Annotated in this window: 28 protein-coding genes, 11 tRNA genes and 1 rRNA gene (1 of these 40 running past the window's edge); 3 read left to right on the top strand and 37 right to left on the bottom strand. The window is 44.0% G+C overall.

What is annotated here, in order from left to right; all coding sequences use genetic code 11:
* Nucleotide 1 precedes the first annotated feature (1 nt).
* From rplP to tgt, 11 genes are all read right to left on the bottom strand, one after another.
* Entirely contained in the window at nucleotides 2-415 is a 414-nt protein-coding gene (gene rplP / locus SSV_RS00345) for a 50S ribosomal protein L16 (RefSeq protein ID WP_000960948.1), read from the bottom strand.
* Between the two features lie 3 nt (nucleotides 416-418).
* Nucleotides 419-1,072 carry a 30S ribosomal protein S3 gene (gene rpsC / locus SSV_RS00340; RefSeq protein ID WP_002894486.1) on the bottom strand — a complete coding sequence of 218 codons (654 nt, stop codon included), beginning with the start codon at nucleotides 1,070-1,072 and terminating at the stop codon, nucleotides 419-421.
* Nucleotides 1,073-1,084: 12 nt separating this feature from the next.
* Entirely contained in the window at nucleotides 1,085-1,429 is a 345-nt protein-coding gene (rplV, locus tag SSV_RS00335; RefSeq protein ID WP_002894484.1) for a 50S ribosomal protein L22, read from the bottom strand.
* 11 nt (nucleotides 1,430-1,440) lie between these two features.
* The gene (gene rpsS, locus SSV_RS00330; protein WP_000533766.1) at nucleotides 1,441-1,722 is read right to left on the bottom strand and encodes a 30S ribosomal protein S19; all 282 of its coding nucleotides are present in this window, start codon (nucleotides 1,720-1,722) and stop codon (nucleotides 1,441-1,443) included.
* Between the two features lie 85 nt (nucleotides 1,723-1,807).
* Complete coding sequence (gene rplB / locus SSV_RS00325) at nucleotides 1,808-2,641, bottom strand: 50S ribosomal protein L2 (protein ID WP_002894482.1); 834 nt, start codon at nucleotides 2,639-2,641, stop codon at nucleotides 1,808-1,810.
* A gap of 17 nt (nucleotides 2,642-2,658) precedes the next feature.
* Nucleotides 2,659-2,955 carry a 50S ribosomal protein L23 gene (locus SSV_RS00320; protein ID WP_002922993.1) on the bottom strand — a complete coding sequence of 99 codons (297 nt, stop codon included), beginning with the start codon at nucleotides 2,953-2,955 and terminating at the stop codon, nucleotides 2,659-2,661.
* Nucleotides 2,955-3,578, bottom strand: coding sequence for a 50S ribosomal protein L4 (gene rplD / locus SSV_RS00315; RefSeq protein ID WP_072073235.1), 624 nt, complete (start codon nucleotides 3,576-3,578; stop codon nucleotides 2,955-2,957). The genes SSV_RS00320 and rplD overlap by 1 nt, the downstream gene beginning before the upstream one ends.
* 24 nt (nucleotides 3,579-3,602) lie before the next feature.
* A complete protein-coding gene (gene rplC, locus SSV_RS00310) occupies nucleotides 3,603-4,229 on the bottom strand; it encodes a 50S ribosomal protein L3 (protein ID WP_002894479.1) in 627 nt (208 codons plus the stop codon).
* 84 nt (nucleotides 4,230-4,313) lie between these two features.
* Nucleotides 4,314-4,622: a 30S ribosomal protein S10 gene (gene rpsJ / locus SSV_RS00305; protein WP_002894478.1), complete on the bottom strand. Its 309-nt coding sequence runs from the start codon at nucleotides 4,620-4,622 to the stop codon at nucleotides 4,314-4,316.
* A gap of 373 nt (nucleotides 4,623-4,995) precedes the next feature.
* Nucleotides 4,996-5,634 carry a uridine kinase family protein gene (locus SSV_RS00300; RefSeq protein WP_072073234.1) on the bottom strand — a complete coding sequence of 213 codons (639 nt, stop codon included), beginning with the start codon at nucleotides 5,632-5,634 and terminating at the stop codon, nucleotides 4,996-4,998.
* A 25-nt stretch (nucleotides 5,635-5,659) separates the two neighbouring features.
* A complete protein-coding gene (tgt, locus tag SSV_RS00295; protein WP_072073233.1) occupies nucleotides 5,660-6,802 on the bottom strand; it encodes a tRNA guanosine(34) transglycosylase Tgt in 1,143 nt (380 codons plus the stop codon).
* Nucleotides 6,803-6,954: 152 nt separating this feature from the next.
* On the opposite strand from tgt, the gene SSV_RS00290 reads away from it, so the two are divergent.
* Nucleotides 6,955-7,830, top strand: a complete 876-nt coding sequence (locus tag SSV_RS00290; protein WP_072073232.1) for a DUF975 family protein — start codon at nucleotides 6,955-6,957, stop codon at nucleotides 7,828-7,830.
* A 27-nt stretch (nucleotides 7,831-7,857) separates the two neighbouring features.
* Here SSV_RS00290 and SSV_RS00285 read toward each other — a convergent pair whose 3' ends face one another.
* The 3 genes from SSV_RS00285 to polA form a co-directional block, all read right to left on the bottom strand.
* Nucleotides 7,858-8,361, bottom strand: a complete 504-nt coding sequence (locus SSV_RS00285) for a kinase (protein ID WP_072073231.1) — start codon at nucleotides 8,359-8,361, stop codon at nucleotides 7,858-7,860.
* A gap of 1 nt (nucleotide 8,362) precedes the next feature.
* A complete protein-coding gene (locus tag SSV_RS00280; RefSeq protein WP_072073230.1) occupies nucleotides 8,363-8,800 on the bottom strand; it encodes a CoA-binding protein in 438 nt (145 codons plus the stop codon).
* Between the two features lie 160 nt (nucleotides 8,801-8,960).
* Nucleotides 8,961-11,603, bottom strand: coding sequence for a DNA polymerase I (gene polA / locus SSV_RS00275; protein ID WP_072073229.1), 2,643 nt, complete (start codon nucleotides 11,601-11,603; stop codon nucleotides 8,961-8,963).
* A 98-nt stretch (nucleotides 11,604-11,701) separates the two neighbouring features.
* Between polA and SSV_RS00270 the strand changes: the two genes are divergently transcribed.
* The gene (locus SSV_RS00270; RefSeq protein WP_072073228.1) at nucleotides 11,702-12,244 is read left to right on the top strand and encodes a histidine phosphatase family protein; all 543 of its coding nucleotides are present in this window, start codon (nucleotides 11,702-11,704) and stop codon (nucleotides 12,242-12,244) included.
* Nucleotides 12,245-12,323: 79 nt separating this feature from the next.
* The gene (locus tag SSV_RS00265; protein ID WP_072073227.1) at nucleotides 12,324-12,809 is read left to right on the top strand and encodes a YcxB family protein; all 486 of its coding nucleotides are present in this window, start codon (nucleotides 12,324-12,326) and stop codon (nucleotides 12,807-12,809) included.
* A gap of 47 nt (nucleotides 12,810-12,856) precedes the next feature.
* Here SSV_RS00265 and SSV_RS00260 read toward each other — a convergent pair whose 3' ends face one another.
* The 23 genes from SSV_RS00260 to SSV_RS00155 form a co-directional block, all read right to left on the bottom strand.
* Nucleotides 12,857-13,471, bottom strand: coding sequence for an HAD-IA family hydrolase (locus SSV_RS00260; protein ID WP_072073226.1), 615 nt, complete (start codon nucleotides 13,469-13,471; stop codon nucleotides 12,857-12,859).
* Nucleotides 13,468-14,745: an MATE family efflux transporter gene (locus SSV_RS00255; protein WP_072073225.1), complete on the bottom strand. Its 1,278-nt coding sequence runs from the start codon at nucleotides 14,743-14,745 to the stop codon at nucleotides 13,468-13,470. Before SSV_RS00255 ends, SSV_RS00260 begins: the two co-directional genes overlap by 4 nt.
* A gap of 177 nt (nucleotides 14,746-14,922) precedes the next feature.
* Nucleotides 14,923-15,858, bottom strand: a complete 936-nt coding sequence (locus tag SSV_RS00250; protein ID WP_002894123.1) for a YitT family protein — start codon at nucleotides 15,856-15,858, stop codon at nucleotides 14,923-14,925.
* Nucleotides 15,845-17,599, bottom strand: a complete 1,755-nt coding sequence (gene aspS, locus SSV_RS00245; protein ID WP_072073224.1) for an aspartate--tRNA ligase — start codon at nucleotides 17,597-17,599, stop codon at nucleotides 15,845-15,847. The genes SSV_RS00250 and aspS overlap by 14 nt, the downstream gene beginning before the upstream one ends.
* Nucleotides 17,600-17,769: 170 nt before the next feature.
* Nucleotides 17,770-17,982, bottom strand: coding sequence for a hypothetical protein (locus tag SSV_RS00240; protein WP_072073223.1), 213 nt, complete (start codon nucleotides 17,980-17,982; stop codon nucleotides 17,770-17,772).
* A gap of 142 nt (nucleotides 17,983-18,124) precedes the next feature.
* The gene (locus tag SSV_RS00235; protein WP_176693518.1) at nucleotides 18,125-18,499 is read right to left on the bottom strand and encodes a hypothetical protein; all 375 of its coding nucleotides are present in this window, start codon (nucleotides 18,497-18,499) and stop codon (nucleotides 18,125-18,127) included.
* Nucleotides 18,486-19,472 carry a hypothetical protein gene (locus tag SSV_RS00230; RefSeq protein ID WP_072073221.1) on the bottom strand — a complete coding sequence of 329 codons (987 nt, stop codon included), beginning with the start codon at nucleotides 19,470-19,472 and terminating at the stop codon, nucleotides 18,486-18,488. Before SSV_RS00230 ends, SSV_RS00235 begins: the two co-directional genes overlap by 14 nt.
* A gap of 12 nt (nucleotides 19,473-19,484) precedes the next feature.
* Nucleotides 19,485-21,308 (bottom strand): hypothetical protein, encoded by a 1,824-nt coding sequence (locus SSV_RS00225; RefSeq protein WP_255297028.1) that lies wholly within the window; start codon nucleotides 21,306-21,308, stop codon nucleotides 19,485-19,487.
* Nucleotides 21,309-21,344: 36 nt separating this feature from the next.
* A complete protein-coding gene (locus SSV_RS12145) occupies nucleotides 21,345-21,650 on the bottom strand; it encodes a hypothetical protein (RefSeq protein ID WP_255297027.1) in 306 nt (101 codons plus the stop codon).
* Nucleotides 21,651-21,652: 2 nt separating this feature from the next.
* On the bottom strand, nucleotides 21,653-22,021 hold the full coding sequence (locus SSV_RS00220) for a DUF5082 domain-containing protein (RefSeq protein ID WP_072073220.1): 369 nt from the start codon (nucleotides 22,019-22,021) through the stop codon (nucleotides 21,653-21,655).
* Nucleotides 22,022-22,036: 15 nt separating this feature from the next.
* Nucleotides 22,037-22,549 carry a hypothetical protein gene (locus SSV_RS00215; RefSeq protein WP_072073219.1) on the bottom strand — a complete coding sequence of 171 codons (513 nt, stop codon included), beginning with the start codon at nucleotides 22,547-22,549 and terminating at the stop codon, nucleotides 22,037-22,039.
* Nucleotides 22,550-22,609: 60 nt separating this feature from the next.
* Nucleotides 22,610-22,683, bottom strand: a tRNA-Arg gene (locus SSV_RS00210).
* A 31-nt stretch (nucleotides 22,684-22,714) separates the two neighbouring features.
* Nucleotides 22,715-22,800 (bottom strand) — tRNA-Leu (locus SSV_RS00205).
* A 7-nt stretch (nucleotides 22,801-22,807) separates the two neighbouring features.
* Nucleotides 22,808-22,879, bottom strand: a tRNA-Gly gene (locus SSV_RS00200).
* A 14-nt stretch (nucleotides 22,880-22,893) separates the two neighbouring features.
* Nucleotides 22,894-22,966, bottom strand: a tRNA-Thr gene (locus SSV_RS00195).
* Between the two features lie 16 nt (nucleotides 22,967-22,982).
* Nucleotides 22,983-23,064, bottom strand: a tRNA-Leu gene (locus SSV_RS00190).
* A 5-nt stretch (nucleotides 23,065-23,069) separates the two neighbouring features.
* A tRNA-Lys gene (locus tag SSV_RS00185) sits at nucleotides 23,070-23,142 on the bottom strand.
* Nucleotides 23,143-23,174: 32 nt separating this feature from the next.
* Nucleotides 23,175-23,247, bottom strand: a tRNA-Asp gene (locus SSV_RS00180).
* Between the two features lie 16 nt (nucleotides 23,248-23,263).
* Nucleotides 23,264-23,336, bottom strand: a tRNA-Val gene (locus SSV_RS00175).
* A 104-nt stretch (nucleotides 23,337-23,440) separates the two neighbouring features.
* A 5S ribosomal RNA gene (gene rrf, locus SSV_RS00170) occupies nucleotides 23,441-23,556 on the bottom strand.
* A gap of 284 nt (nucleotides 23,557-23,840) precedes the next feature.
* Nucleotides 23,841-23,924 (bottom strand) — tRNA-Leu (locus tag SSV_RS00165).
* Nucleotides 23,925-23,936: 12 nt separating this feature from the next.
* Nucleotides 23,937-24,008: transfer RNA gene (locus SSV_RS00160), tRNA-Gln, on the bottom strand.
* A gap of 13 nt (nucleotides 24,009-24,021) precedes the next feature.
* A tRNA-His gene (locus SSV_RS00155) sits at nucleotides 24,022-24,077 on the bottom strand; it runs 17 nt beyond the window's last position.

Here is a 24,077-nt window from a genome sequence, read left to right as displayed (position 1 = left end):
CTTATTCTGCTTCACGTTTTACGAATTTACATTTAACTGGAAGTTTGTGGCTTGCAAGGCGAAGCGCTTCGCGAGCGATTTCTTCTGAAACGCCAGCAACTTCAAACATTACTTTGCCACGCTTAACTGGTGCAACCCATCCTTCTGGAGCACCTTTACCAGATCCCATCCGTACACCGATAGCTTTTGCAGTGTATGATTTGTGTGGGAAGATTTTAATCCAAACTTTACCACCACGTTTCATGTAACGAGTCATAGCGATACGGGCAGCTTCGATTTGGCGGTTAGTGATCCAGTGGCTAGTAGTTGCTTGAAGACCGTATTCTCCAAATGCTACTTCTTTTCCGCCTTTAGCTTCACCGCGCATTTTTCCACGGAATTCGCGACGGTGTTTAACACGTTTAGGTACTAACATTGGTTATTTACCTCCTTTAGTGTTTTTACGAGCTGGAAGGACTTCTCCACGGTAGATCCAGACTTTAACACCCAGTTTACCGTAAGTAGTGTCAGCTTCTTCCCAAGCGTAATCGATATCCGCACGAAGTGTATGAAGCGGAACAGTTCCCTCAGAGTAACCTTCGCTGCGGGCAATATCTGCACCGTTCAAACGACCTGATACTTGAGTTTTGATTCCTTTAGCTCCCGCACGCATTGTACGTTGGATAGCTTGTTTTTGAGCACGACGGAAAGCAACACGCTGCTCAAGCTGGCGAGCAATTCCTTCACCAACCAGATGCGCATCCAAGTCAGGACGCTTGATTTCGATGATGTTGATGTGGACTTGTTTTCCAGTCAATTTGTTGAGTTTTGCACGAAGTGCATCAACGTTTGCTCCACCTTTACCGATAACCATACCTGGCTTAGCAGTGTGAAGAGAAACGTTTACTTTGTTTACTGCGCGTTCAATTTCAATAGTTGAAATTGCTGCGTCAGCTAATTCTTTTTGAACGAATTTACGGATTGCAAGATCTTCATGAAGGTAATCCGCGTATTCTTTTTCAGCATACCATTTGGCATCCCAATCACGGATGATGCCGACACGCATACCAATTGGATGTACTTTTTGACCCACGATGTTACCTCCTTATTTTTCTGCAACGACCACAGTGATGTGGCTTGTGCGTTTGTTGATTGGTGAAGCTGAACCTTTAGCGCGTGGACGGAAACGTTTCATAGTTGGTCCTTCGTTTGCGAAAGCTTCAGATACTACCAAGTTTGCTTTTTCCAAACCAAAGTTGTTTTCAGCATTAGCGATTGCAGAGTTCAAAACTTTTTCGATAATGCCAGCAGCTTTGTTTGGCGTGAATTTCAAGATTGCGATTGCGTCAGCGACGTTTTTACCACGAATATTGTCAAGAACCAGACGAGATTTACGAGGTGAAACACGCACTGTACGAGCCATTGCTTTAGCTGAAGTAATTTCTGCCATTTATGTTCTCCTTATTTTCTACGTGTTTTCTTGTCGTCTGCAGCGTGACCCTTGTAAGTACGAGTTGGCGCAAATTCACCAAGCTTGTGACCTACCATGTCTTCCTGGATGTAAACAGGCACGTGTTTACGTCCGTCATAAACTGCGATTGTGTAACCAATGAAACTTGGGAAGATCGTTGAACGACGTGACCAAGTTTTGATGACTTTTTTCTTTTCGTCGTTAGCTTGAGCTTCAACTTTCTTCATCAGATGCTCATCGACGAAAGGTCCTTTTTTAAGACTGCGTCCCATTTTATATTTTCTCCTTTAAATAAGTACCACAGCGGCCTGCGCTGACTAAGCAGCGCTACCGAGCTGGCGGATAGATTGTTTTAAATTATTTCTCGTTGCGACGACGAACGATAAGTTTGTCAGATTTCGCTTTTTTGTTACGAGTTTTAAGTCCAAGAGCAGGTTTGCCCCATGGAGTAGAAGGCGCTTTACGACCAACTGGTGCTTTACCTTCACCACCACCGTGTGGGTGATCGTTAGGGTTCATTACAGAACCACGAACTGTTGGGCGGATACCTTTCCAACGGCTACGTCCTGCTTTACCAAGGTTTACAAGTCCATGTTGTTCGTTTCCGACAACACCAACTGTAGCGCGGCAAGTACCAAGAATCATACGAACTTCGCCTGATTGAAGACGAACAAGAGTGTACTTACCTTCTTGACCCAATACTTGAGCAGAAGCTCCAGCAGCACGAACCAATTCTCCGCCGCGGCCTGGCTTCAACTCAATGTTGTGCACCAAAGTACCAACTGGGATGTTTGCAAGCGGAAGAGCGTTTCCGACTTTGATATCTGCTTCAGGACCTGAAACGATACGTTGACCAACTTCAAGACCTTTAGGAGCGATGATATAAGCTTTCACACCGTCAGTGTAGTGAACCAAAGCGATGTTTGCTGAACGATTTGGATCATACTCGATTGTTTTTACAACTGCTTCAACAGCGTCTTTGTTACGCTTGAAGTCAATCAAACGGTAGTGACGCTTGTGGCCGCCACCTTGGTGACGAACAGTGATGCGACCGTTGTTGTTACGACCAGCCTTGCTCTTCAAAGAAACAAGCAAAGATTTTTCTGGAGTGCTGGTAGTGATTTCAGCGAAATCCAAAGAAGTCATATTACGGCGACCGTTTGTTGTTGGTTTATAAACACGAATTCCCACGATATTTCCTCCTTAGATTATTCTTCTTCTGCACCGAACAACTCGATTGCTTTAGAATCAGCTGTCAGTGTTACGATAGCTTTTTTAGTTTTGTTTGTAAAACCAGTGTAACGTCCAACGCGTTTTGCTTTTGGTTTTACATTGATAGTGTTAACGTTAGCAACCTTAACTCCTTCAAAAGCAGCTTCAATAGCTTGCTTGATCAAGAGTTTGTGAGCGCGAGTGTCCACTTCAAATACGTATTTGCCTGCTTCGTACTGAGCCATTGAGCCTTCAGTGATAACAGGTTTTTTGATTACGTCGTACAAATTCATTATGCAAGAACCTCCTCAATTTTAGAGATAGCTGCCTGAGTAACCAGAAGTTTATCGCTGTTTACGATGTCCAGAACGCTTGCAGTTGTTGCAGTTGCAACTTTCACGTTTGGAAGGTTGCGAGCTGAAAGTGCAGCGAATTCATTTCCTTCTTCAAGGATAACAAGAACTTTTGTATCAATGCTCAGTGCAGCAAGCATTTTTGCAAACTCAGCAGTTTTTGGAGCTGTAAATGAAAGGCTGTCTACAGCTACGAATTTGTTTTCAGCAACTTTTTCAGAGTAAACTGATTTCAATGCCAATCTACGAACTTTACGTGGAAGTTTGTAAGCATATGAACGAGGAGTTGGACCGAATACGATACCACCACCACGCCATTGTGGAGAGCGGATAGAACCTTGACGAGCACGTCCAGTTCCTTTTTGACGCCATGGTTTGCGTCCGCCGCCTGATACTGCAGAACGGTTTTTAACAGCGTGAGTTCCTTGACGAAGGCTAGCGCGTTGGCTGATGATAACATCAAAGACAACTGATTCATTTGGTTCAATACCAAAGACCGCATCGTTCAGAACTACTTCACCAGCTTCTTTACCAGTTTGGTCAAATAATTTTACGTTTGCCATTGTGACTGATTTCCCCTTTCTTTATTATTTACCAGCTTTAACTGCTGACTTGATAGTGATAAGAGATTTCTTAGCACCTGGTACGTTACCTTTAATCAGGATAACGTTCTTCTCTGGAACAACCTGTACGATTTCAAGGTTTTGAATCGTTACACGGTTGCCACCCATACGTCCAGCCAAGCGTTTGTTTTTGAACACGCGGTTTGGCGCAACTGGCCCCATTGAACCAGGACGACGGTGGTAACGTGAACCGTGAGCCATTGGACCACGAGATTGGCCGTGGCGTTTGATAACACCTTGGAAACCTTTACCTTTTGAAGTTCCTGTTACATCAACAACATCACCAGCTTCGAATGTATCGACAGTGATTTCTGCTCCTACTTCCAAGCCTTCAATGTTTTTGAATTCACGAATGAAGCGCTTAGGAGCTGTGTTAGCTTTCGCTACATGGCCTTTGGCAGGTTTGTTGCTCAATACGTCACGAAGGTCATCAAAACCAACTTGAACTGCGTTGTAACCATCTGTTTCAACTGTTTTCACTTGAAGAACAACGTTTGGAGCTGCTTCAACAACAGTTACAGGGATTAATTCGCCAGCTTCAGTGAAGATTTGAGTCATTCCCACTTTTTTCCCTAAGATTCCTTTTGTCATGAGAAAATGTTTCCTTTTCTATAATTTTTTTCAAAAAGTTTTTAACGAGCGTTTTTCATGCTCTGGTTTAGATCAAGCTTTAGATTAAAGTTTAATCTCTACGTTCACACCACTTGGAAGATCCAACTTCATCAAAGCGTCAACTGTTTTTTGAGTTGGGTTGATGATGTCGATCAAGCGTTTGTGAGTACGCATTTCAAATTGTTCGCGAGAGTCTTTGTATTTGTGAGTCGCACGAATGATTGTGTAGAGGCTGCGCTCAGTTGGAAGTGGGATTGGACCCGCAACTTCAGCACCAGTACGAGTAGCAGTTTCTACGATTTTTGCAGCCGCTGTATCAAGTGTACGATGTTCGTAAGCTTTCAAACGGATGCGGATTTTTTTGTTTGCCATCTTTTTCTCCTTTTCGTCTATTTAAGATAATAGGCTAGCTCCACAAGAAAACCGACAGGGGATTGCGTGGCAATGCAACCGAGCGTGTCGCAACCTCTTGCATCAAAGCTACACACTGTATTTTTACAGCACCATAGTATCTTAACACAAAGAACCAGTCATTGCAAGGGATTTGAGTAATTTTTTAAAGATTTTTAGGATAATTTTTTATGAAAGTGTTTTCTAAACAATTTATAAGTCTTGTAAGTCACTATCTAGAAGAAAATTTAGACTTTTTCACCAATTTATTCGAGTTTGTATTCAGAAAATACAAAATCCCACTGACGCACATCAGTGAGATAAAAAATGAAAATTTACCCTTGGCTACTTTATTTTATAGTATGGGGCTGTCCTTTTCGATGCGAATGCTGTTGTCCGACTGGCAGATGACAAGGTCGGCAGCTACTAGATAGGGCTGATAGAAGTGCCTATATTGCTCTCGCCGAGCTAGATGTGTCTGCTTTATCCAATCTGACCTGCGCTCTCGCACAGCCACATCCCTTGCCAAGCGTCGTTCTAACTCGGTCTGATCATCCGTGTAAAAGCAAATCGACAAATCAAACAAACTTTCAGACAAAAAGGCAGTCGACATGCCTTCTACTATTAAAATCGGCTTTCGGGCTGATAAACGCAAGCTAGGCGACCAAGCTGTGCCAATGGTCAGAATATCCAGACCAGACTGCAAGGCACAAATATCTCGCTCCAGACTGCTTAGTTCATGAACGGCTGGGAGGCAAGCTGTGACTTTTTGATGAGGAAAATCTTTGGAACTGAGCAAATCTCGATACTCCCCAGTAATTACATAAGGATCTGTTTCCAGCAGATTGGCTCGTTCCTCACCCAATATTAGTTGGAGTTTTCGAGCAAAAGTTGACTTGCCCGAAGCACCATGACCGTATATACGTATGGTATGTTTTTGGTCGTCTGACAGATACGCTGTCAATCTTTTCAGCAATTTCTCTTCATCAGACATGGCTTCCCCTTTCAAATGGAGATTCTTAGAAATTTCGGCTGGATTTATTGTAGCCGTAGCGCTCAATAAAGTCTTCACGGAATTCCAGCAGATTGTCATCCATGATAGCTTGGCGAACCTTCTTCATAAGGTTTACCAAGAAGTAGAGGTTGTGATAGCTGGTTAGGCGGATTCCAAAGGTTTCGTCCGCTTTAAGCAAGTGGCGGATATAGGCCCTCGTGTAGTTGCTGCAAGTGTAGCAGTCACAGTCATGGTCCAGCGGCGTGAAATCTTCCTCAAACTGAGCATTTTTAACCACCAGACGTCCTTCACTGGTCATACAGGTACCGTTTCGGGCAATCCGAGTCGGAAGGACGCAGTCAAACATATCCACACCACGGATAACACCATCAATCAAGCTATCTGGCGCCCCAACTCCCATGAGATAGCGAGGCTTGCTTTCAGGTAGCATAGGTGTTGTGAAGTCTAGCACTGCATTCATCTCTTCGTGAGACTCTCCGACAGCCAAGCCTCCGATTGAGTAGCCTGGGAAATCCATGCTGACCAAGTCTTGAGCAGACTGACGGCGCAAATCTTCAAAGCCAGCACCCTGAACAATCCCAAAAAGACCTTGGTCGTGCGGACGGCTGTGGGCCTTGAGGCCACGCTCTGCCCAACGGCTAGTCCGCTCAATGGACTTCTTGACATAATCATAAGGCTGGTAGAACTGCGGGCACTCATCAAAAGACATCATAATGTCACTGCCTAGATTGTTCTGGATGGAGATGGCCTTTTCGGGTGACAGGAACATCCTGGAACCATTGAGGTGGTTCTTGAAGGTTACTCCTTCTTCTGTGATGTTGCGGTTGTCAGCTAGAGAATAGACCTGGAAACCGCCACTATCAGTCAGAATAGGCTGGTCCCAGTTCATGAACTTGTGCAGGCCACCTGCACGGGCAATCAGCTCATCGCCTGGACGCAGCCAAAGGTGGTAAGTATTGGCCAAGATAATACCCGACCCCATTTGCTTGAGCTCTTCTGGTGACTGGGTCTTGACCGTCGCCTGGGTACCAACCGGCATAAACATAGGCGTCGGAAAAGTCCCGTGAGGCGTGATAATTTCCCCCAAACGAGCACCTGTATGCTTTTCTTTTTTAATCAAACGATACTGAATCGGTGATGTTGACATGTTTCCTCCTGCTGGGAAAAACAGTCCCAGCGATTTTTCTTCTATACAATGAGCAGCAAGGGCTCACAAGATACCGTATGATTTTACCAAAAAAACTTCTATCTGTCACGGGGTATGATATAATGTAACAGACAAATCCAAATGGAGGAATTATGAATCTAAGTAACATCAGAGCTCAGGCTCGTACTGTCCGCAGCCAAACGAGGGGGATTTTTCTTTTGTTTGCGGCTCCGACTCTTGCCGGTATCCTAAACATCTTGCTTTCCCTTATTGGGAATCTAAGAGACTCCGTTTCCGACCTGACCTTCAGCCAGTTCATATATTTTCTGATTAGCCGAACTCTTTTTCCGACGACCATTCAGTTTATCACGTCTCTCCTGCTGCTTTCTGCCAGCTACACCATGATAACCGTCATCCGCAAGAAAAAGGATGAGGTTCGCTTTTCAGATATTGGGCATCTTTTTACGAGCAAGAACTTCACACCTGTTTTCAAAACCGTTTTGCTCAAGCAGCTCTTGCTTTTCCTTTGGAATCTTCCTATATTTTGTGGGAGTCTTCTGTCCGTCTTCAATGCTTATAAGATTCTCAATATTTCGGAAAAACTTCCTGCCCATACTGTGCTGACTGCTCAAAGCGAGGCAGGTCAGCAGATTCTTCAATACACCCCTGGTATGTTACTGGGAAGCCTCTTGATATTGGTTGATCTAGGCATCACCATCCCTCAGTACTACGCATATTCTCAAGCAGAGCTGATCCTATATGACCAGCTTGAGACTGACACCTACCTGGGAGCTTTCTCTGCTATCCGTCAAAGTCGGAAGCTCATGAAGGGCTATAAAAGAAAGCTGTTTATGCTAGACCTGAGCTTCATCGGCTGGAATTTATTGACCAAAATGACTTACGGTGTACTGAATATTATGGTTCTTCCTTATACAGCGACTGCTTACATTCTTTTCTACGAAGAGTTGAAAAAAGAAAAAGCTATTCTAAACGAAAACAACCCGCAAGCACGGACCCCCTTGTCCTAAGCTTGTGAGTTGTTTTTTTATTTACTATTATATTTCTGTCTTGTCAAGGGCAGAGCAGATTTTATCAAATGCTGTCTCTAGTGAATCCTCATCGGTGAAAAAGGATTCCTCTTCCCAGCCTAAGAAGTCTAGCTCTTTCCACCAGCGCTTCATGTCGGCTGGGGTAAATTCTTCTTGTTTAGCTCTAGTCTGATGGCGGCGGACTGTTTCTTCAAAGGATAGGTCATAGTAGTAGGCAAAGACCTGCGGAGCGAAGAGTTTTTTCAACCGCTCTAGCATCTGTCCGTAAAAGTCCGTCTCATAAAACCCTTCTACCAGAACCAGCAAATCATGTTCGTAGCCGAAGCTGGCCAACGTTTCCGTCAGGTCAATAGACAAATTTCCCGGCTCAACTTTTTCCTTGAGCATATCCCGTCTAACCGTATCCTGCGCTATCAGGAGAGTCCCTCGGCCATAGTGAGTCTGCAGTTTCCTGGCTAGGCTAGACTTGCCAGAGCCGGAATTGCCACGAATGATGACTAACTTGGCCATCTTATTCGCCCAGAATCAAGCGGGTATGCTCGCGTTTAATGCAGCGGTCCATGACAATGTCGTCCCGACCGGCTGTCCGCAAAATCTGCTCAGCTTCCTCACTCTCCAAGCCCAACTGAGCCCAGAAAATCTTGGCATCCGACTGCAGAAAATCAAGTGCCACATCCGGCAAAAACTCACTGCGGCGGTATACATCGACAATATCCACCGGAAAAGGAATGTCTTTGAGACTGGCATAAACAGTTTCACCAAAAATTTGACTGCCCGCTGCCCGCGGGTTGACCGGAATAATGCGATAGCCTCGCTCCTGCATTTCCTTGGACACACGGTTGCTGGTCGTTTCTTCGCGGTCAGACAGGCCGACAACAGCAATCACCTTGCTGTTTTCCAGATAATGCTTGACGATGGCATCACTGGGATTTTGAAAATGATAAGTCATAGGCTTCCTCCTCATTCATAATAAAGCTGGATAGTTTTGCAAGTATTGTGTCCTAACTGAATCCGGGCAAAACACCGTGTGAAAAAGACAAGCTTCCTTGCATTCATCGAATGCTATGTCAGCTTTCTATTTTCACTTTGTGTTTTACGCCCTTGATATCTTACTTCGCCTCGTACCAAGTTTGGCCGGCATTTTCATCAGCTACTAATGGAACGGCCAGCTCAATCGCAGCTTCCATGGTTTCTTTGACTAGCTGGCGGACGGCTGTTAGCTCGTCATTGGGCACTTCCAGCACGATTTCATCGTGCACCTGCAAGAGCATGCGAGACTTGAAATTCTTCTCTGTCAGAGCTCGGTCCAGATTAATCATAGAGACTTTGAGAATGTCTGCGGCGGAGCCTTGGATCGGGCTGTTAATAGCAGTGCGCTCCGCAAAATTTCGGATGTTAAAGTTGCGGGAATTGATGTCTGGCAAGGAGCGACGGCGATGGTAAATGGTCTCTACATAGCCCTTATCACGCGCTTCGCGGACAATCGTTTCCATATAATTCTTGATGCCTGGGAAGCGCTCAAAATAGGTCTGGATATAGTCCTTGGCAGCCTTGCGGGAAATTCCCAAATTATTGGCCAGTCCGAAGTCAGAAATGCCATAGACTACTCCGAAGTTGACAGCCTTGGCATTACGGCGATCATTAGGTGTCACATCCTCTGCCTTTTCAATACCAAAGACCCGCATGGCTGTAGCCGTGTGAATATCTTCTCCATGCTGAAAGGCAGCAATCAAATGCTCGTCCTGAGAAATGTGGGCCAGCACCCGCAGCTCAATCTGGGAATAATCCGAGCTGAGAAGTACGCTATCTGCCCACTCTGGCACAAAGGCCTTGCGAATGAGGCGGCCCTGCTCCAAACGAACGGGGATATTCTGCAAGTTAGGGTCAACAGAGGACAGGCGGCCCGTCTGAGTCAAATCCTGAACATAGCGAGTGTGAATCTTACCGTCAGCCGCTATGGCCTCTTGCAATCCGATAATGTAAGTCGACTGAAGCTTGCTGATTTGACGGTATTCCAGAATCTTAGACACAATCGGTGCAATGGGAGCTAGGCGCTCCAGTACATCCACCGCTGTTGAGTAGCCTGTCTTGGTCTTTTTGGTGTACTCCAGCGGCAGCCCCATATCCTCAAAGAGAATGGTTCCCAGCTGTTTCGGCGAGTTAATATTGAACTCCTGACCAGCCAGATCATAAATCTCTTGGGTCAGACTTTCCAGCGTCTTTTCATTTTCCGCCTGCATGCCTTGTAGGGTTTCCCGCTCAACCTTAATCCCCGCAATCTCCATCTTGGCTAAGACAAAGGCCAATGGCTGCTCCATTTCAAGCAACAAATCCAGCTGGTTGTGAGAACGGAGCTGCTCTTGCATCGGTTCTTCTGTTTCCAGCATTACTTGGACCTTACGAGCTAGATGCTCAAAGAGCTGCTCTTGCTCCGGCAAAGCGCGCTTGGCTCCCTTGCCATAAACCTCGTCATCCGTCGGCAGAATTGTTTGGCCGTAGAGGCGAGCAATAGTCGCCAGCTCATTGTCCTCGACCGTCGAAAGCAGATACTTGGCTAGACGCGCATCAAAGGAGGCTGCTGGTAGTTCGATGCCATAATGACTGAGCAGTACCTTGGTCCGCTTGAGGTCGTAGGTTTTTAGAGCTGTTTTTGTCAGAAATTCCTGAAAGAGAGGCTGTTGCAGTAAATCGCTGGTGCCGACATAAATCTGACGGCTATCGCCCCAGGCAAGACCGACTATGTCTTCCTTGTGGTAGTTGTCACCCAAGATTTCAAAATAGAAGAATTGCTCTGGTGCCAGCATATCCTCTGTGACCTCAGTCACTTTGGTAAATTCAATTGGTTTGGCTTTTACCGGCTCTTGACCAGTTCCTAGCTGAGCCTTGAGTTGCTTGAAGCCCATCTCGTCATAGAACTTGCTCAGGGCCTCTATTTGCGGACCCTTATAAACCAAATCATCCAGCCCGATTTCAATCGGAGCCTGAGTATTGATAGTAGCTAGGGTTTTTGATAAGAAAGCCTTGTCCTTGTCATTGATCAGATTTTCCTTCATCTTGGAAGCCTTGAGCTGGTCAATATTTTCATAGAGATTTTCCAAAGAGCCGTACTCCAAGAGGAGCTTGAGACCAGTCTTCTCACCGATCTTGGTCACTCCGGGGATATTATCCGACTGATCGCCCATCAGCGCCTTGAGGTCAATGAACTGCTCTGGTGTGATGCCCATCTTTTCCATGAGGTAGGCTGGGGTAAATTCCTCAAACTCGGCCACGCCTTTCTTGGAAATCTCCACCACGGTATTATCATCCGTCAGCTGAATCAAGTCTTTATCGCCGCTGACAATGGTCACATCGTAAGGCACAGCTGTCTTTTCAGCCATCTTGTCCAAGGTCCCGATAATGTCATCCGCCTCATACTGAGCCAAGTCATAGAAGTGAATGCCTAGGTGCTTCAGCATTTCACGGATAAAAGGCAGCTGCTCACGAAATTCATCTGGTGTCTTGGCCCGACCAGCCTTATAGTCGGCGTACATCTCGGTCCGGAAGGTCGTCTTGCCAGCATCAAAAGCTACCAGGACATGAGTCGGCTGCACGCGCTCCAAGAGATGATTGAGCATGAGGTGGAAGCCATAAATAGCATTAGTATGCAGGCCCGATGGACTCTTGAAACGGTCGATTTGATTATAAAGCGCAAAAAAAGCGCGAAAAGCAACGGACGAACCATCGATTAATAATAATTTGTTCTTTTTTTCCATAGGTTTATTATAACACGAAAGGCCGACAAAGACAGGAACAGCGATGTGGAAAATAGGTAGAAAATGAATTGAGATTTAAATTTTGCTATAATCATTTTATGAACAATACCTACTATTTTATCCGTCATGCGCATTCTAACTATACACCTGATGAAATCAACCGACCATTATCAGACAAAGGGCAAGAATCCTTGGCGCAGCTTGACTTTTTAGCAGACAAACCCATTACCGCCATTTATTCCAGTCCTTACCGAAGAGCCATCCAGACGGTTGAACCTTTGGCTCAGAGCCTAAAACTCGCTATTCAAACCGACAAACGGCTAATAGAGCGAAAGCTAAGTAGTCAAGCGATTGCCGACCAAGACTTTGAAGAAGCCCTCATGCAACTTTGGTCACGGCCTACATTTTCACTTGCTGGTGGTGAGTCTAATCAACAAGCTCAACAGCGAGCCTTGACTTTCCTTCATGAACTGGAAAGCAAACATCAAAATGAGGAAATTATCCTCAGCTCCCACGGCAACCTGATTTGCATTTTACTAAGCGCATTTGACCTAAGTATTGATTATAACTTCTGGCATAATCTTTCCATGCCAGATGTGCTAGTTTTAGATAAAGACGAAAGAATCACTCACCTCCCATAAAAGATGGTATCGCCTAACAAGACTCGGCTAAATCTTATCGCTCATATATGGTATAATAATAAAAACTAGGAGGTAAAAGATGTTTCCAATAACCATTCCAACTCTTGTGACTGAGGAAGTGTATCAACGATTTGCTTGGTCTATTTTCTTACGCGGGAAAAGATTCTTGCTAAATATGTTCATTTTGATAGGAATCTTGGTTCTCTATCTAACCTTCCTACCTGAAAATCTGAGGCGTTTTTCTTTCTTTACCGTGCTATTTACATCTTTGATTATATTCCCAGTAATGTACTTTGGTACGGACTTTCAGATAAAGAAAGCCTATCAAAAAACTCCTTTCTGGAAGGATATGGAGCAAACTCTTATATTTGAGAAAGATAAATTTTCTGTAAAAAGCAAACGAGGAGAGTTTCTTTATAGCTATGATGACATCGTCAAAGTTTTTCATACTAAGGAAGATTTTTATATCATGTTGGGGCCAAATATCGGTTTCCCTATTGAAAAAAAGAACTGTTCTCCCGAGGCTCTTGAGTTCTTGCTGGAAATACAGATTGAGAATATGTAAAAGAAAAAGCAGGCTAGACTGACAGTAAATCAGTTCTAGTCTGCTTTTTATCTTGTAAATAATTGCTTGATGTCCACCAACTTCTCTATCTTCTGATTGATTTCTGGTCGGTAGTCACAGAAGTTAATGCTCTGGATGCCACTGTTGACGGCGACATCCACATCCAGGGTCCGGTCACCGATATAGTAGGTTTCCTGCTTGTCCAGGCCATATTTCTCAAGCAGATAATCGATACCTTCTGGGTGGGGCTTGCGCTCAAAGCCGTTGGCTGTTGTGATGATTTCTGTAAAATAATCATGAATGCCCAAGTCTTGCAAGATTTGATGGGCATTGATTCCTTTATGGGTATAGACGCACTGGGCAATGCCCTGCTCTTCAGCCCAGGCTAGTATCTCCGCAGCTCCTTCCATCAGATGGACCTGAGCATTTTTCTCCTTTAGGCTTGCTCCACGGAAGACATTCATCTCGGCAGCGTCCAGACCTTTCTCAGACGCTACTTTTTCCAAGAGCTTCTGCACAGAGTGCTTTAGGATATAGCTGTGAATACTAGCCCTGTCGAAGTCCAGATCATAGTGAGCATAGGTTTCCTCAATCCCCGCCAAAATAGCATCGTAGGAGTCCAGCAAGGTGCCGTCCAAATCCCAAATAAACGCTTTTGTCATGTGATTTCCCTCATTTTCCTGTCAAATAAAACCTTTAAAAACAGCCAGCGGAAGCCATTGTCCAAGAGCATCCCAGTCCAGACTCCTGGCAGACCCAAGCCAAAGGTCACTCCCAGCAAGTAACCGGCAACGATGCGAATCAGCCACATACCAATAGTCGTGGCATAAAAGGGAAGTCTGGCATTCCCCAGCCCCTGCCAGATAGCTGTGTAAATCACGGTGCCCACCGCCATGGGAGTTCCCAGCAAGGAGAAAAGCATGACTGAAAGACTGGCTGTGATAGCGCCGCTATTATCCGTATAGAGCAAGGTCAGTGGCCGACCAAAAACGAAAATTCCTAGAGCCACGGGTAGCATGCAAGCAAAAGAGAGCCAGAAGGTCCGCTGACGAATCAGACCGACCTCTTGCATATCTCCCTCACCTACCGCATGGCCTACCAGCATGACTGTTGCTGTTGCGACCCCGAAGATTGGCATATAATTAAACTGCGTCAGAACTTCACCGATAGCATTCCCCGCTACTGCGTCCGTCCCAAAGACGACCACAATGGCGATAATAACTACATCACCAGCCCGCATCATGAGCCGCTCTCCAGCAGCCGGCAGAGACAGGCGCAAGAGCTCTCCGTCTAAGCCCCAGCTCCAGCGGATTGTGGACAAATCCAGCTCCCGCCAGAGAATCAGCACACCGACCAAACGAGCCAGCACCGTGCCCAGCGCTACACCGACAATACCAAGCCGAAAGACGTAAATCCCCAGACCGGAAAAGAGGGCATTGAGGACATTGGTCATAATACTCACATACATGGGGAATCTAGGATTGCGTGTGACCCGCACTAAAGCTCCAAAAGAAGTCATCAAGCCTAGCAGAACAATAGTCCCACCAACCAGAGCCAGATAAAGACCACCTGCTTCAGCTACCGCTTTTTCCGTCCCCAGAAGGTCCAGCATCTGCCTGCCAAAGAGTAGAGAAATCAGCCCCAACAGAAGACTCAGAAGTAATGTCAGTTTGATAGCCTCAGCTGTATGATAGGCCAACCGCTCCTTGTCTCCCTGCGCCAGAGTTTTGGAGATGAGACTGGAAATAGCAGCCCCCAGCGCGATAAAGATTGCCTGATAAATCGTAATGATGTTGCCGGCCACCGAGACACCCGAAATCGCAATCAGCCCAAGACTGGCCACCAAATAGCTGTCGACCATCCCCATGAGCATCTGCAAAAAATTCTCCGCCATAGCCGGCAAGGCGATATTCATGATTTTTTTATAAGTCGTCATTGTCTAAAAATCTCCTGCATTTATATATCCTTTCTTACTCGAGCCACTCTCCACCATAGAGAATAGAAAGCGGTGGGACTATTGTCCTACCGCATATGAATCTCCTATCACAAAAGCTCGTTTTAAGCACAAACTCCCAACTATACCTCTTTGCATTCCCAAGCTTAATGAATATCTTCACTCCTCCACAAACAGTCCCAAGATATGGACATTGTCTGCGACGGAAACAAAGGCAGCTGGATCTGTATGCTTCATGATTTGCTTGAATTCATTAAACTCAGCTCGGGTGATAACCGTCACCAGAACAGCTTTTTTCTCATGATTATAAGTTCCCTCAGCGCCATGAATCACTGTCGCCCCGCGATGCAGCTTATTGTGAATCTTATCAATCACCCTATCTGGATGACTAGTGATAATCATAGCCTGCATGCGCTTCTGCTTGGTAAAGACGGCATCCGTCACCCTGCTAGACACAAAAATAGTAATCATGGAGTAGAGTGCATACTCCCAGCCAAAGGTCAGACCCGCAATCAGCATAATAATCCCATTGACAATCAAGGAAATATTCCCGACATTCCGGCCCGTTTTTTTCCGAACAGTTAGACTTACAATATCAGTCCCACCGCTGGAGATGCTGGACTTAAGGGCAAAGCCAATCCCCGTGCCCATGACCACACCACCAAAAAGAGCGTTGATAATAGGATTGTCAGTCAAGGTTACTTCCGGCACAAACTGGATAAAGAGCGAGCTCATGGTAACCGTGATAAAGGTGAAAATGGTAAACTTATGCCCAATCTGGTACCAGGCTAGGATCATCAGCGGAATATTGATGGCGTAAAAAGTCACAGAAACCGGAATGGTAAAACCTAAGAAACGAGTACTGAGGGCTGTAATAACCTGCGCCAGACCAGTCGCCCCGCTGGAATAAACATGCCCCGGCTGAAAGAAGAAATTGACTGCGACAGCTGATAAAAAGCCATAGACAAGCGAGGCAGAAATCTTCTCATCGTACTTCTCACGCGAGATACTCTTTAAAGACCGCAAAATCTTAAAATTATAAGCAAACCTGCGGACATAATAGCGAAAGAGCTTGTAAAAATTAGTCTTCTTCATGTGCTTCCACTTGTAAACTTAATTCCTCTAGTTGAGCGACCGACACTGGGCTAGGTGCCTGTGTCATTGGATCAGAAGCCTTGTTATTCTTTGGAAAGGCAATGACTTCGCGGATATTTTCTTCACCAGCCAAGAGCATCACAAAGCGGTCCAAGCCTAAAGCCAAGCCACCATGCGGTGGAAAACCATAGTCCATAGCCTCCAGAAGGAAGCCAAACTGCTCGGCAGCTTCTTGAGCTGAGAAGCCAAGCGCCTTGAACATCCGCTCCTGCAAGTCTTTCTGGTTGATCCGAAGACTTCCACCGCCTAACTCATAACCATTGAGGACGATATCATAGGCCACAGCCCGTACCTTGCTCAGGTCGCCTTCCAGCTCTTGCTCAGAATCTTTCTGAGGCAGAGTGAAAGGGTGGTGGGCACTCATGTAGCGGCCCTCTTCTTCTGACCATTCAAACATGGGCCAATCAACCACCCAAAGGTAGTTAAATGTATCAGGAGCAATCAAGTCCAGTTCTTTACCCAAACGAACACGAAGAGCTCCCAAAGCAGCGTTTGCCACTTCCAAAGTATCAGCCACAAAGAGAATTAGGTCATTATTTTCAAGCTGTAAAGCTTCTGTCAACTGACTTGTCAAGTCTGTCAAGAACTTAGCAACTGGACCAGCCAGCTCACCATCAGCCACTTTCACCCAAGCAAGACCTTTAGCACCATGCTGTTTCGCTTGTTCTGTCAGCTTATCAATATCCTTACGAGAGTATTTATCTGCAGCATTTTTTACCACGATAGCCTTGACAGCTGGAGCTTCTGAAAAGACCTTAAAGTCAACTTCCTTGACAAGATCTGTCAAGTCCTGCAACAACATTTCAAAACGAGTATCAGGCTTATCAACCCCATAAAGAGCCATGGCATCATCATACTTCATACGAGGGAAAGGCAGAGAAACATCAATACCCTTGGTCTCTTTCATAACACGAGCAATCAAGCCTTCTGTAATGTCCTGAATCTCCTGATCAGACAAGAAAGAAGTCTCCAAGTCCACCTGAGTAAACTCTGGCTGACGGTCACCGCGCAAGTCCTCGTCCCGAAAGCATTTAACAATCTGGTAATAACGATCGAAACCAGCATTCATCAAAAGCTGCTTAGTAATCTGTGGACTCTGTGGCAGAGCGTAAAAATGCCCCTGATGAACCCGACTAGGCACCAAGTAATCACGCGCTCCTTCTGGCGTTGACTTAGATAGGAAAGGTGTTTCCACATCAAGGAACTCCAGCTCATCAAGATAATTGCGAATAGAGTGAGTCACCTTGGCACGGAGCTTGAAGTTCTCCAGCATCTCTGGCCGGCGCAAGTCTAGATAACGGTAGCGCAAACGCGTATCGTCATTCACTTCAATGCCGTCTTTGATTTCAAAAGGCGTCGTCTTAGCTGTATTTAAGACAGTCAGACTCTTCACATGCAGCTCCACGCTTCCTGTCGCCAGCTTGTCATTGACCTGCTCACGCGCAGCCACCTTGCCTGTCACTTCCAGCACAAACTCACTACGCAGGCTTTCCGCTGTTGACATGACCTCTGCAGCCACTGTCTCAGGATTGATGACCAGCTGCATAATGCCTTCTCGGTCGCGCAAATCAATGAAAATCAGACCGCCCAAATCCCGACGGCGGGCTACCCAACCCTTCAAAGTGACTTCCTGACCAACATGCTCCTTGCGAACACGCCCAGCATACATAGAACGTTTCATCTTTACTCTCCAAATTTTTAATTCTGTTACTATTTTACCACAAAGCGCCTAAGAAAGCCCTTCTGTCCGTTCTTTTTCTAAAAAATATTAAAGCTCCGCATGACTAACGCTGATAGTTATGACAAAAGGCCTGAGGCGAATGACCCCAGACCTACTGCCTACTCTATAGATTAGTCCTCTTTCTTGCTATCCTCATAGAGACTAGGTGCAAATGCTTTTGTCACCATGGCCGTCACGAAGCGAAAACCTCCCGCTGCTAGACCAAAAATCGGCGCCAAAGCACGGAAGAAAAAATCCCCCCGCATAAATAAACAAAGCAGACCAGTAATCACAAAGATAGCCAAGCCCTGCACCACAACCACTAATAATATTTTCTTCATCATTCCCTCGACTTTCTATAGACTATTATAGCATAAGAAAGGAATGTTAGGGAAGAAACTGGAAACTTTTAGAGAATAGCAAGGTAGAAAGAGGAGGTGCAAAAGAAAACCACCTGAATTAGGATTCAGGTGGAGATATTTATCTTTATGGAAGGTTCTCATAAAAAGAAATATCATATTGTTTTTGCTGAACTCGCATCTTCTCTTTCTTTTCAGGATCTGACTCTGGCTCCTTTGGAGCTACACTATACATATCATTTGATTGAATTGATTTAGCCATTTTTTCATCTACATCTTGAAAGGCTTGCGCGACATTATCAAGAAACAAATCTAGAGAATCAACTGTTTCTACCAAATTTTCCATGCATGTTTTCGCACTATTTGCACAAGATTCAAGACTATTTGTAACTGGTGCCTCAATAATACTACTCATCCCTTTTGAAATTTCTTCAGTTGAAGCATTAATGCTAGCCTTAATACTTTGAATTCGCCAAGGCTGTATTCGCTTAATTGGCATCATTTTCCTCCTCTGTTACTTTTAAAATACTAATAAATTCTTCATAAGAATTGACCACATGATCTTGACCGTCTTTTGTGACACTACCATAAACAGTTAAGTTATCAAATAACTGCTTATCTTTTGGTATTAAAAGACTGTAAATGTCTGACATCAGTTTAGGATCTGTCTTATCCGTCAAAAGATATAATTGACCTCCTTGCTTCGTCATCAAGTCATAAGCTTTAGGGTATTCCTCCTTTAGACGCCAATCAGAAGATTGTTTAATAACTGAATTGGGGAAAGAGATAGATGAGAATATATTATCAATAGGCTCTTTATAGTATTTTTTTAAACTTGTAGAATTACTAATAATATCAGTTCGCTTATCTTTTGGAATTTCGACATCTTTTGGAACATCCTCTATTTTTCCTGTCGCCATATTAAACAAAACTATACGGCCACTTCCGCCTCCAACCTTTTCTAACTCCACTGTTCGATATTCTTGATTATCATAACTAAAGAAAGCCGAATAAGTCGCAAAAGGTACATAACTATCATCATATTCTCGAATCGCTTCAAGTAAATCATATTCCTTACGATATAACTTATTAGTACTAATATCGTAGACCTGTATTTTCCAAAACTCCCCCCAACTTAAATCTTTTAGATTAAAATCAGGATCATGAAACCGGCGAACAAATTGATAGCTGTCCGTTGAAAGATAGTGCTTTCCATAAACCGCTGCGCCAAATCCTACTGACTGTCCTTCGCCACTGTTATTATCTGGGATTTTTGAGTCAATAATTTGGGAATTTGCTTTTTTCCATGAAATAACTAAGCCTTGTTTGTTTGCAATAAATTCATAAGCTCGTGGTTCAATTGCATAGTTTCTTTCTTTATAACGATTATATGTAAAATATCGATACGCATCGTAAGTACCGACTAAAGACAAGACAATGACGAGCACTGCTATAAATTTCCATTTTTTCTTCATAGAGTGTTCTCCTTATTTATAATACGTATTCATATATGCTCCATATTCTTCCGTACCATTTGTTCCCACATTAGGAGCATTTATCGGCAGTCTATCTAATACCATTTCAAATTCATTGATTTGCTGATTATTCATATCTGTCAAGGATAAGGAAGAGCCAGACTCTCCCAGAAGGTAAGATTGGACTTCTGGGGATATCTTGGTTCCATTCCCATTTTTGTTTATTTTATCTATTGTATTTTTTATAATTTGTTGTGCGCTAAGATCAGAATCTTCTGTTAATGTATAGTTCTCTGCTGTTCTAGCATAGTTAACGTAAGGAACAATCCCTCGATTATTCATCTCTGCTAAGCGCAAAGTAGCTTTATAGTCATGACGTGTCAACGAGGAAATATTCACAACCTCTCCCTTACCAAGATCTTGTCCTAAATACGCCCCACCTTTATCTAAGAATCTATTGATAAACTTAAGACGAACTTCATCTGCTTTTTTCTGAGCTTCATTTAGTGTATTGACATAACCCACATAATTTTCTAAAGCTTCAATTGGGGCAGTGAGACCAAATACATAAGAGCCTGTTTTACTAAAACCGCCTTGAATTGTCTTATTTCCAATTGTTACATTCTTATCTACAAAAGAGCTCAGTTGCTTAGTAAATTTTGTGGTATCACTACTAGCTAATCCATCAATTGCCATCACAAGAGGAAGGATTTCTGGTGCAAAAACAGTAACTGCTCCATAACCGGCAGTCTTCGCTAGACTAGCAGCTAAATCTTTCCGTGCCTGTTTTCTGGCTTCAGCTAACTCACCTAAACGAGCATGATTTTCCCAACTATCTACCCCTTCATAAGTAGAGAAAATCTGAGTTTTATACTGTTTCTCTTCTGTAGTCGTATAATCGCCTACTGGATAAATCATACCATAAGCATTGGACTCTGTTGTCATATTTCGAGTGATAATCTTAGCATTCAAACCAACGGTAGAACTACTAGCATTCAAATCATCAATAGTTAACTTTGTAGTTGTATCCGTAGTATACAGTCGAGAATTATTATTCAGACTTCCACTTGTTGTTCGGACTGTACCAATGCCCAGCATATACAAAGTCTCCATTAAACCAACAAATTTATCAGACAAATCTAAATAACCAGAATACTCAGACATTTGTTTACTATTTAAATCCCCGTTTGTCTGACGCTCTAGTTCCATTGCTTCCATAGTTGTATCCCCAAGCTTAATTCCCGCTTGTTGAAAACTTTTTAAGAATGGTTCGTTCTCAGAAAACTCACGTTTCCCCATTGCCTTAAGGAGTCTATTTAGCGTATCCTTATCTCCCGATTTTATCCAGGCCATCATTTCTCTAGCACTTATTACATAAAGTCCTTCACTAAGATTTTCTGGTTTCTCATTTAAAATCTCTTCTGGTCTCTTTGCAAGAAGAGCACCTAAAGCACGCCCATCTGCTTCAGTCTGTATCCCATCAAAATATTCAAGTTTACTTTTTCTAAAACTACCATTTTGAATACCTTCAAAGATATTAGCAGCTGGAATACTACTAATAGCACGAGCATTAACTATTTTTGTTTGTAGATCCTGTAATTCCGACTCAACTTCTGTCGCTTTTTTTGACAAATCATCATGTGCTCCCTGTAAAGCATTATGAGTGTTTCTACGATTATTCGCAGCATCCGTCAACTTGCTCATTGCTGATGTTTTGATAGGAGTCAAGTCCTCGGACTCAATACCCAACTTGCCACTTGCATCATCCAGAATTGTTTGTAAAGCTTTAGCTTTCTCTTCAACCTTTTGATATTGTTCAGACTCCGCTCCATTCAACTTGTTATAAACAGTATCATTCCCTGACTGCTGGGTTCATGCTTTCTTTTCAAAACCAGCTCCTGTAACCTCCCCTTCAAACTTAGATAAAGCTGTCGAAAAATGTGTAATTGTTGTCGGAAACTCTTTGAATACCTGCGTTTGAAGTTGGTTAAGACGTTCAAAGAAAGCATTGATTGCTTCACCTTCGTCTCCTTCTCCTTCTGTTTTACCTGTTTTCACATTAAATGTTCGCTCAGTCTCCTTAGAGGCAGAATCTACCCCTTTAGCAAATTCTTGCACAGATTTACTATAGCGAGCTATTGCCGGTAAATCGTGAACCTTTATAATATCGTCACTCATACTTAGTCCTCCTTCGTAATGTCTTTAAGAACTTCAAGAAGCTTAATAGAGGTTCCTATTGATAACTTTTCAAGCTCTAAAGCTGCAATTTTTGTGGCTAATTTTTCAATCATCTCTTCTTTTTTTCCAGAGAATGACTGCCCAACTTCTCTGACAATCCCTTCCTCAGCTCTTGTTTCTTGTAGATAAGGAGTACCAGCCAGATAGTAAGTTGCTTTTATATGTTCATGATTCTCCAGTACATATTTTACATCTGTAGAAAAAGATGTCAATGCACTCTTGCTCGCTTCTAATTCTTCTATTTTCCCACTTAGAGCGGATAATGCATCATTTTTTGCATTAATCTCTGCTTGTATAGCTGCTTTCCCCATTTTTTATTTTTCCTCCTATGCCATTAATACTTTTATTTTATTTGCTAAACCGTCTGCTATATAATAGTGTTCCTGTTCTCCTAATTGAGCCTCACGAACCACTCTATTTACAACACTTAAAACTGATTGATCACTCAATCGCATTGATATAATAGCTTGCTTATAAGCACGAGCAAGCTTAGACGCTGCATCAATATGTTTGGTAAGTTGAGGTGAACTCATCACAACGGAAGCATAACCAGTTCGAAGCCCTTTTTCTAAAATATATGCTAGACTTTCAAGCGCATCCATTCCTAATTCTTCGACTAACTCTGTTAAATTATATACAACTAGCGTTACTACATGTCCTCGTTCTTGCTTTTCTAATCGTTCTTGAACTCTCTGCTCTATTACCACAAGAGATTTTACAGATTCTTCTGAAGTCGAAATAATTTGAACTCCCTCCATCTCAGGCAGATTATGATACTTCGGCGCTAGCACAATCACCTTCTGCTTGCCTCGTGCAATCTGCTCAGTCAAAGCACTCATCTGCTCTTCCTTATCCGTTAAGTAGAGAAGATTACCCTTAGAGAGGTTCCAAGTAATTAATGCACCCTAGAGGAGTCGAACCTCTAACCGCCTGATTCGTAGTCAGGTACTCTATCCAGTTGAGCTAAGGGTGCTCATCTTCTTCTACTGCCTCTTACAAGTCTATGCCGAGGACCGGAATCGAACCGGTACGATCGTTACCAATCGCAGGATTTTAAGTCCTGTGCGTCTGCCAGTTCCGCCACCCCGGCCGCCTCAAGCGAACGACGGGATTCGAACCCGCGACCCCCACCTTGGCAAGGTGATGTTCTACCACTGAACTACGTTCGCATCCTATTCAAAAATGCCGGCTACATGACTTGAACACGCGACCCTCTGATTACAAATCAGATGCTCTACCAACTGAGCTAAGCCGGCTCATTATTATCTTATATGCGGGTTAAGGGACTTGAACCCCCACGCCCTAAAGCGCCAGATCCTAAATCTGGTGCGTCTGCCAATTCCGCCAAACCCGCTCTTATGACCCGTACTGGGCTCGAACCAGTGACCCTTTGATTAAAAGTCAAATGCTCTACCAACTGAGCTAACGAGTCTCTTACTTTTATTGAAATCTTCTCGACTTCAACGGTCCCGACGGGAATCGAACCCGCGATCTTCGCCGTGACAGGGCGACGTGATAACCGCTACACTACGGGACCTATTCTTTTCAGAATATGGGAGTTAACGGGATCGAACCGCTGACCCTCTGCTTGTAAGGCAGATGCTCTCCCAGCTGAGCTAAACTCCCAAAGGGTGGAGTCTAGCTCAGCCAACGGTGAGAAACTTCGTTTCTCTCATCCGCCGATTGTAATTTCGATTTCCTCTCAATTACAACTAAGCTAAACTCCCTTCGCTAAGCGACTTCCATATCTCACAGGGGGCAACCCCCAACTACTTCCGGCGTTCTAGGGCTTAACTGCTGTGTTCGGCATGGGTACAGGTGTATCTCCTAGGCTATCGTCACTTAACTATTGAATTAACTACTTTACCTCTCAGNTTAATTATACAATTAGATTCTTAAGCCTTAAATAAAAACTCAATCAGAGAATAAAAAGGAACAAACCAAGCAGCTCCTTATTAGCATTCTAGATCCTATAAGCCATTTAATGATGAAAGTCTCCCTTATCAATTACACTAGTTAAGTGTAAATTTACAAGCAAAATCACAATTCAACCTTCCGCCTTAGCTTGCAAGTAAATACTACGGAAAAGACAAAAAAACGAAGCTAAAATGCTTCGCTAAACTTAAGCAATACCGGCGGCCGGGGTCGAACCGGCACGTCCGTGAGGACACTGGATTTTGAGTCCAGCGCGTCTGCCAATTCCGCCACGCCGGCTCAAGTTTTTAACTGGGGTAGCTGGATTCGAACCAACGCATGAGGGAGTCAAAGTCCCTTGCCTTACCGCTTGGCTATACCCCAATAATATTAAATAGGCGAGTGATGGGGATCGAACCCACGCATGCCAGAGCCACAATCTGGTGTGTTAAC

Origin of the sequence: Streptococcus sanguinis (genome assembly GCF_001078705.1) — a bacterium.
GTDB classification, from domain to species: domain Bacteria; phylum Bacillota; class Bacilli; order Lactobacillales; family Streptococcaceae; genus Streptococcus; species Streptococcus sanguinis_D.
This window is presented reverse-complemented; position numbering and strand designations above follow the sequence as displayed.

Coding starts and splice junctions, on each gene's coding strand:
- SSV_RS00320 (WP_002922993.1), bottom strand. CDS start 2,955: ATGAATTTGTACGACGTAATCAAAAAACCTGTTATCACTGAAGGCTCA.
- rplV (WP_002894484.1), bottom strand. CDS start 1,429: ATGGCAGAAATTACTTCAGCTAAAGCAATGGCTCGTACAGTGCGTGTT.
- SSV_RS00215 (WP_072073219.1), bottom strand. CDS start 22,549: ATGAGTGCTTTGACTGAGCAGATTGCACGAGGCAAGCAGAAGGTGATT.
- SSV_RS00280 (WP_072073230.1), bottom strand. CDS start 8,800: ATGACTTATCATTTTCAAAATCCCAGTGATGCCATCGTCAAGCATTAT.
- SSV_RS00255 (WP_072073225.1), bottom strand. CDS start 14,745: ATGACGACTTATAAAAAAATCATGAATATCGCCTTGCCGGCTATGGCG.
- SSV_RS00270 (WP_072073228.1), top strand. CDS start 11,702: ATGAACAATACCTACTATTTTATCCGTCATGCGCATTCTAACTATACA.
- rplP (WP_000960948.1), bottom strand. CDS start 415: ATGTTAGTACCTAAACGTGTTAAACACCGTCGCGAATTCCGTGGAAAA.
- SSV_RS00260 (WP_072073226.1), bottom strand. CDS start 13,471: ATGACAAAAGCGTTTATTTGGGATTTGGACGGCACCTTGCTGGACTCC.
- rplC (WP_002894479.1), bottom strand. CDS start 4,229: ATGACAAAAGGAATCTTAGGGAAAAAAGTGGGAATGACTCAAATCTTC.
- SSV_RS00220 (WP_072073220.1), bottom strand. CDS start 22,021: ATGGGGAAAGCAGCTATACAAGCAGAGATTAATGCAAAAAATGATGCA.
- SSV_RS00300 (WP_072073234.1), bottom strand. CDS start 5,634: ATGTCTGATGAAGAGAAATTGCTGAAAAGATTGACAGCGTATCTGTCA.
- SSV_RS00250 (WP_002894123.1), bottom strand. CDS start 15,858: ATGAAGAAGACTAATTTTTACAAGCTCTTTCGCTATTATGTCCGCAGG.
- SSV_RS00235 (WP_176693518.1), bottom strand. CDS start 18,499: ATGATGCCAATTAAGCGAATACAGCCTTGGCGAATTCAAAGTATTAAG.
- SSV_RS00265 (WP_072073227.1), top strand. CDS start 12,324: ATGTTTCCAATAACCATTCCAACTCTTGTGACTGAGGAAGTGTATCAA.
- rplD (WP_072073235.1), bottom strand. CDS start 3,578: ATGGCAAACGTAAAATTATTTGACCAAACTGGTAAAGAAGCTGGTGAA.
- SSV_RS00285 (WP_072073231.1), bottom strand. CDS start 8,361: ATGGCCAAGTTAGTCATCATTCGTGGCAATTCCGGCTCTGGCAAGTCT.
- SSV_RS00240 (WP_072073223.1), bottom strand. CDS start 17,982: ATGATGAAGAAAATATTATTAGTGGTTGTGGTGCAGGGCTTGGCTATC.
- rpsJ (WP_002894478.1), bottom strand. CDS start 4,622: ATGGCAAACAAAAAAATCCGCATCCGTTTGAAAGCTTACGAACATCGT.
- tgt (WP_072073233.1), bottom strand. CDS start 6,802: ATGTCAACATCACCGATTCAGTATCGTTTGATTAAAAAAGAAAAGCAT.
- aspS (WP_072073224.1), bottom strand. CDS start 17,599: ATGAAACGTTCTATGTATGCTGGGCGTGTTCGCAAGGAGCATGTTGGT.
- SSV_RS00290 (WP_072073232.1), top strand. CDS start 6,955: ATGAATCTAAGTAACATCAGAGCTCAGGCTCGTACTGTCCGCAGCCAA.
- SSV_RS12145 (WP_255297027.1), bottom strand. CDS start 21,650: ATGAGTGACGATATTATAAAGGTTCACGATTTACCGGCAATAGCTCGC.
- SSV_RS00230 (WP_072073221.1), bottom strand. CDS start 19,472: ATGAAGAAAAAATGGAAATTTATAGCAGTGCTCGTCATTGTCTTGTCT.
- polA (WP_072073229.1), bottom strand. CDS start 11,603: ATGGAAAAAAAGAACAAATTATTATTAATCGATGGTTCGTCCGTTGCT.
- rpsS (WP_000533766.1), bottom strand. CDS start 1,722: ATGGGACGCAGTCTTAAAAAAGGACCTTTCGTCGATGAGCATCTGATG.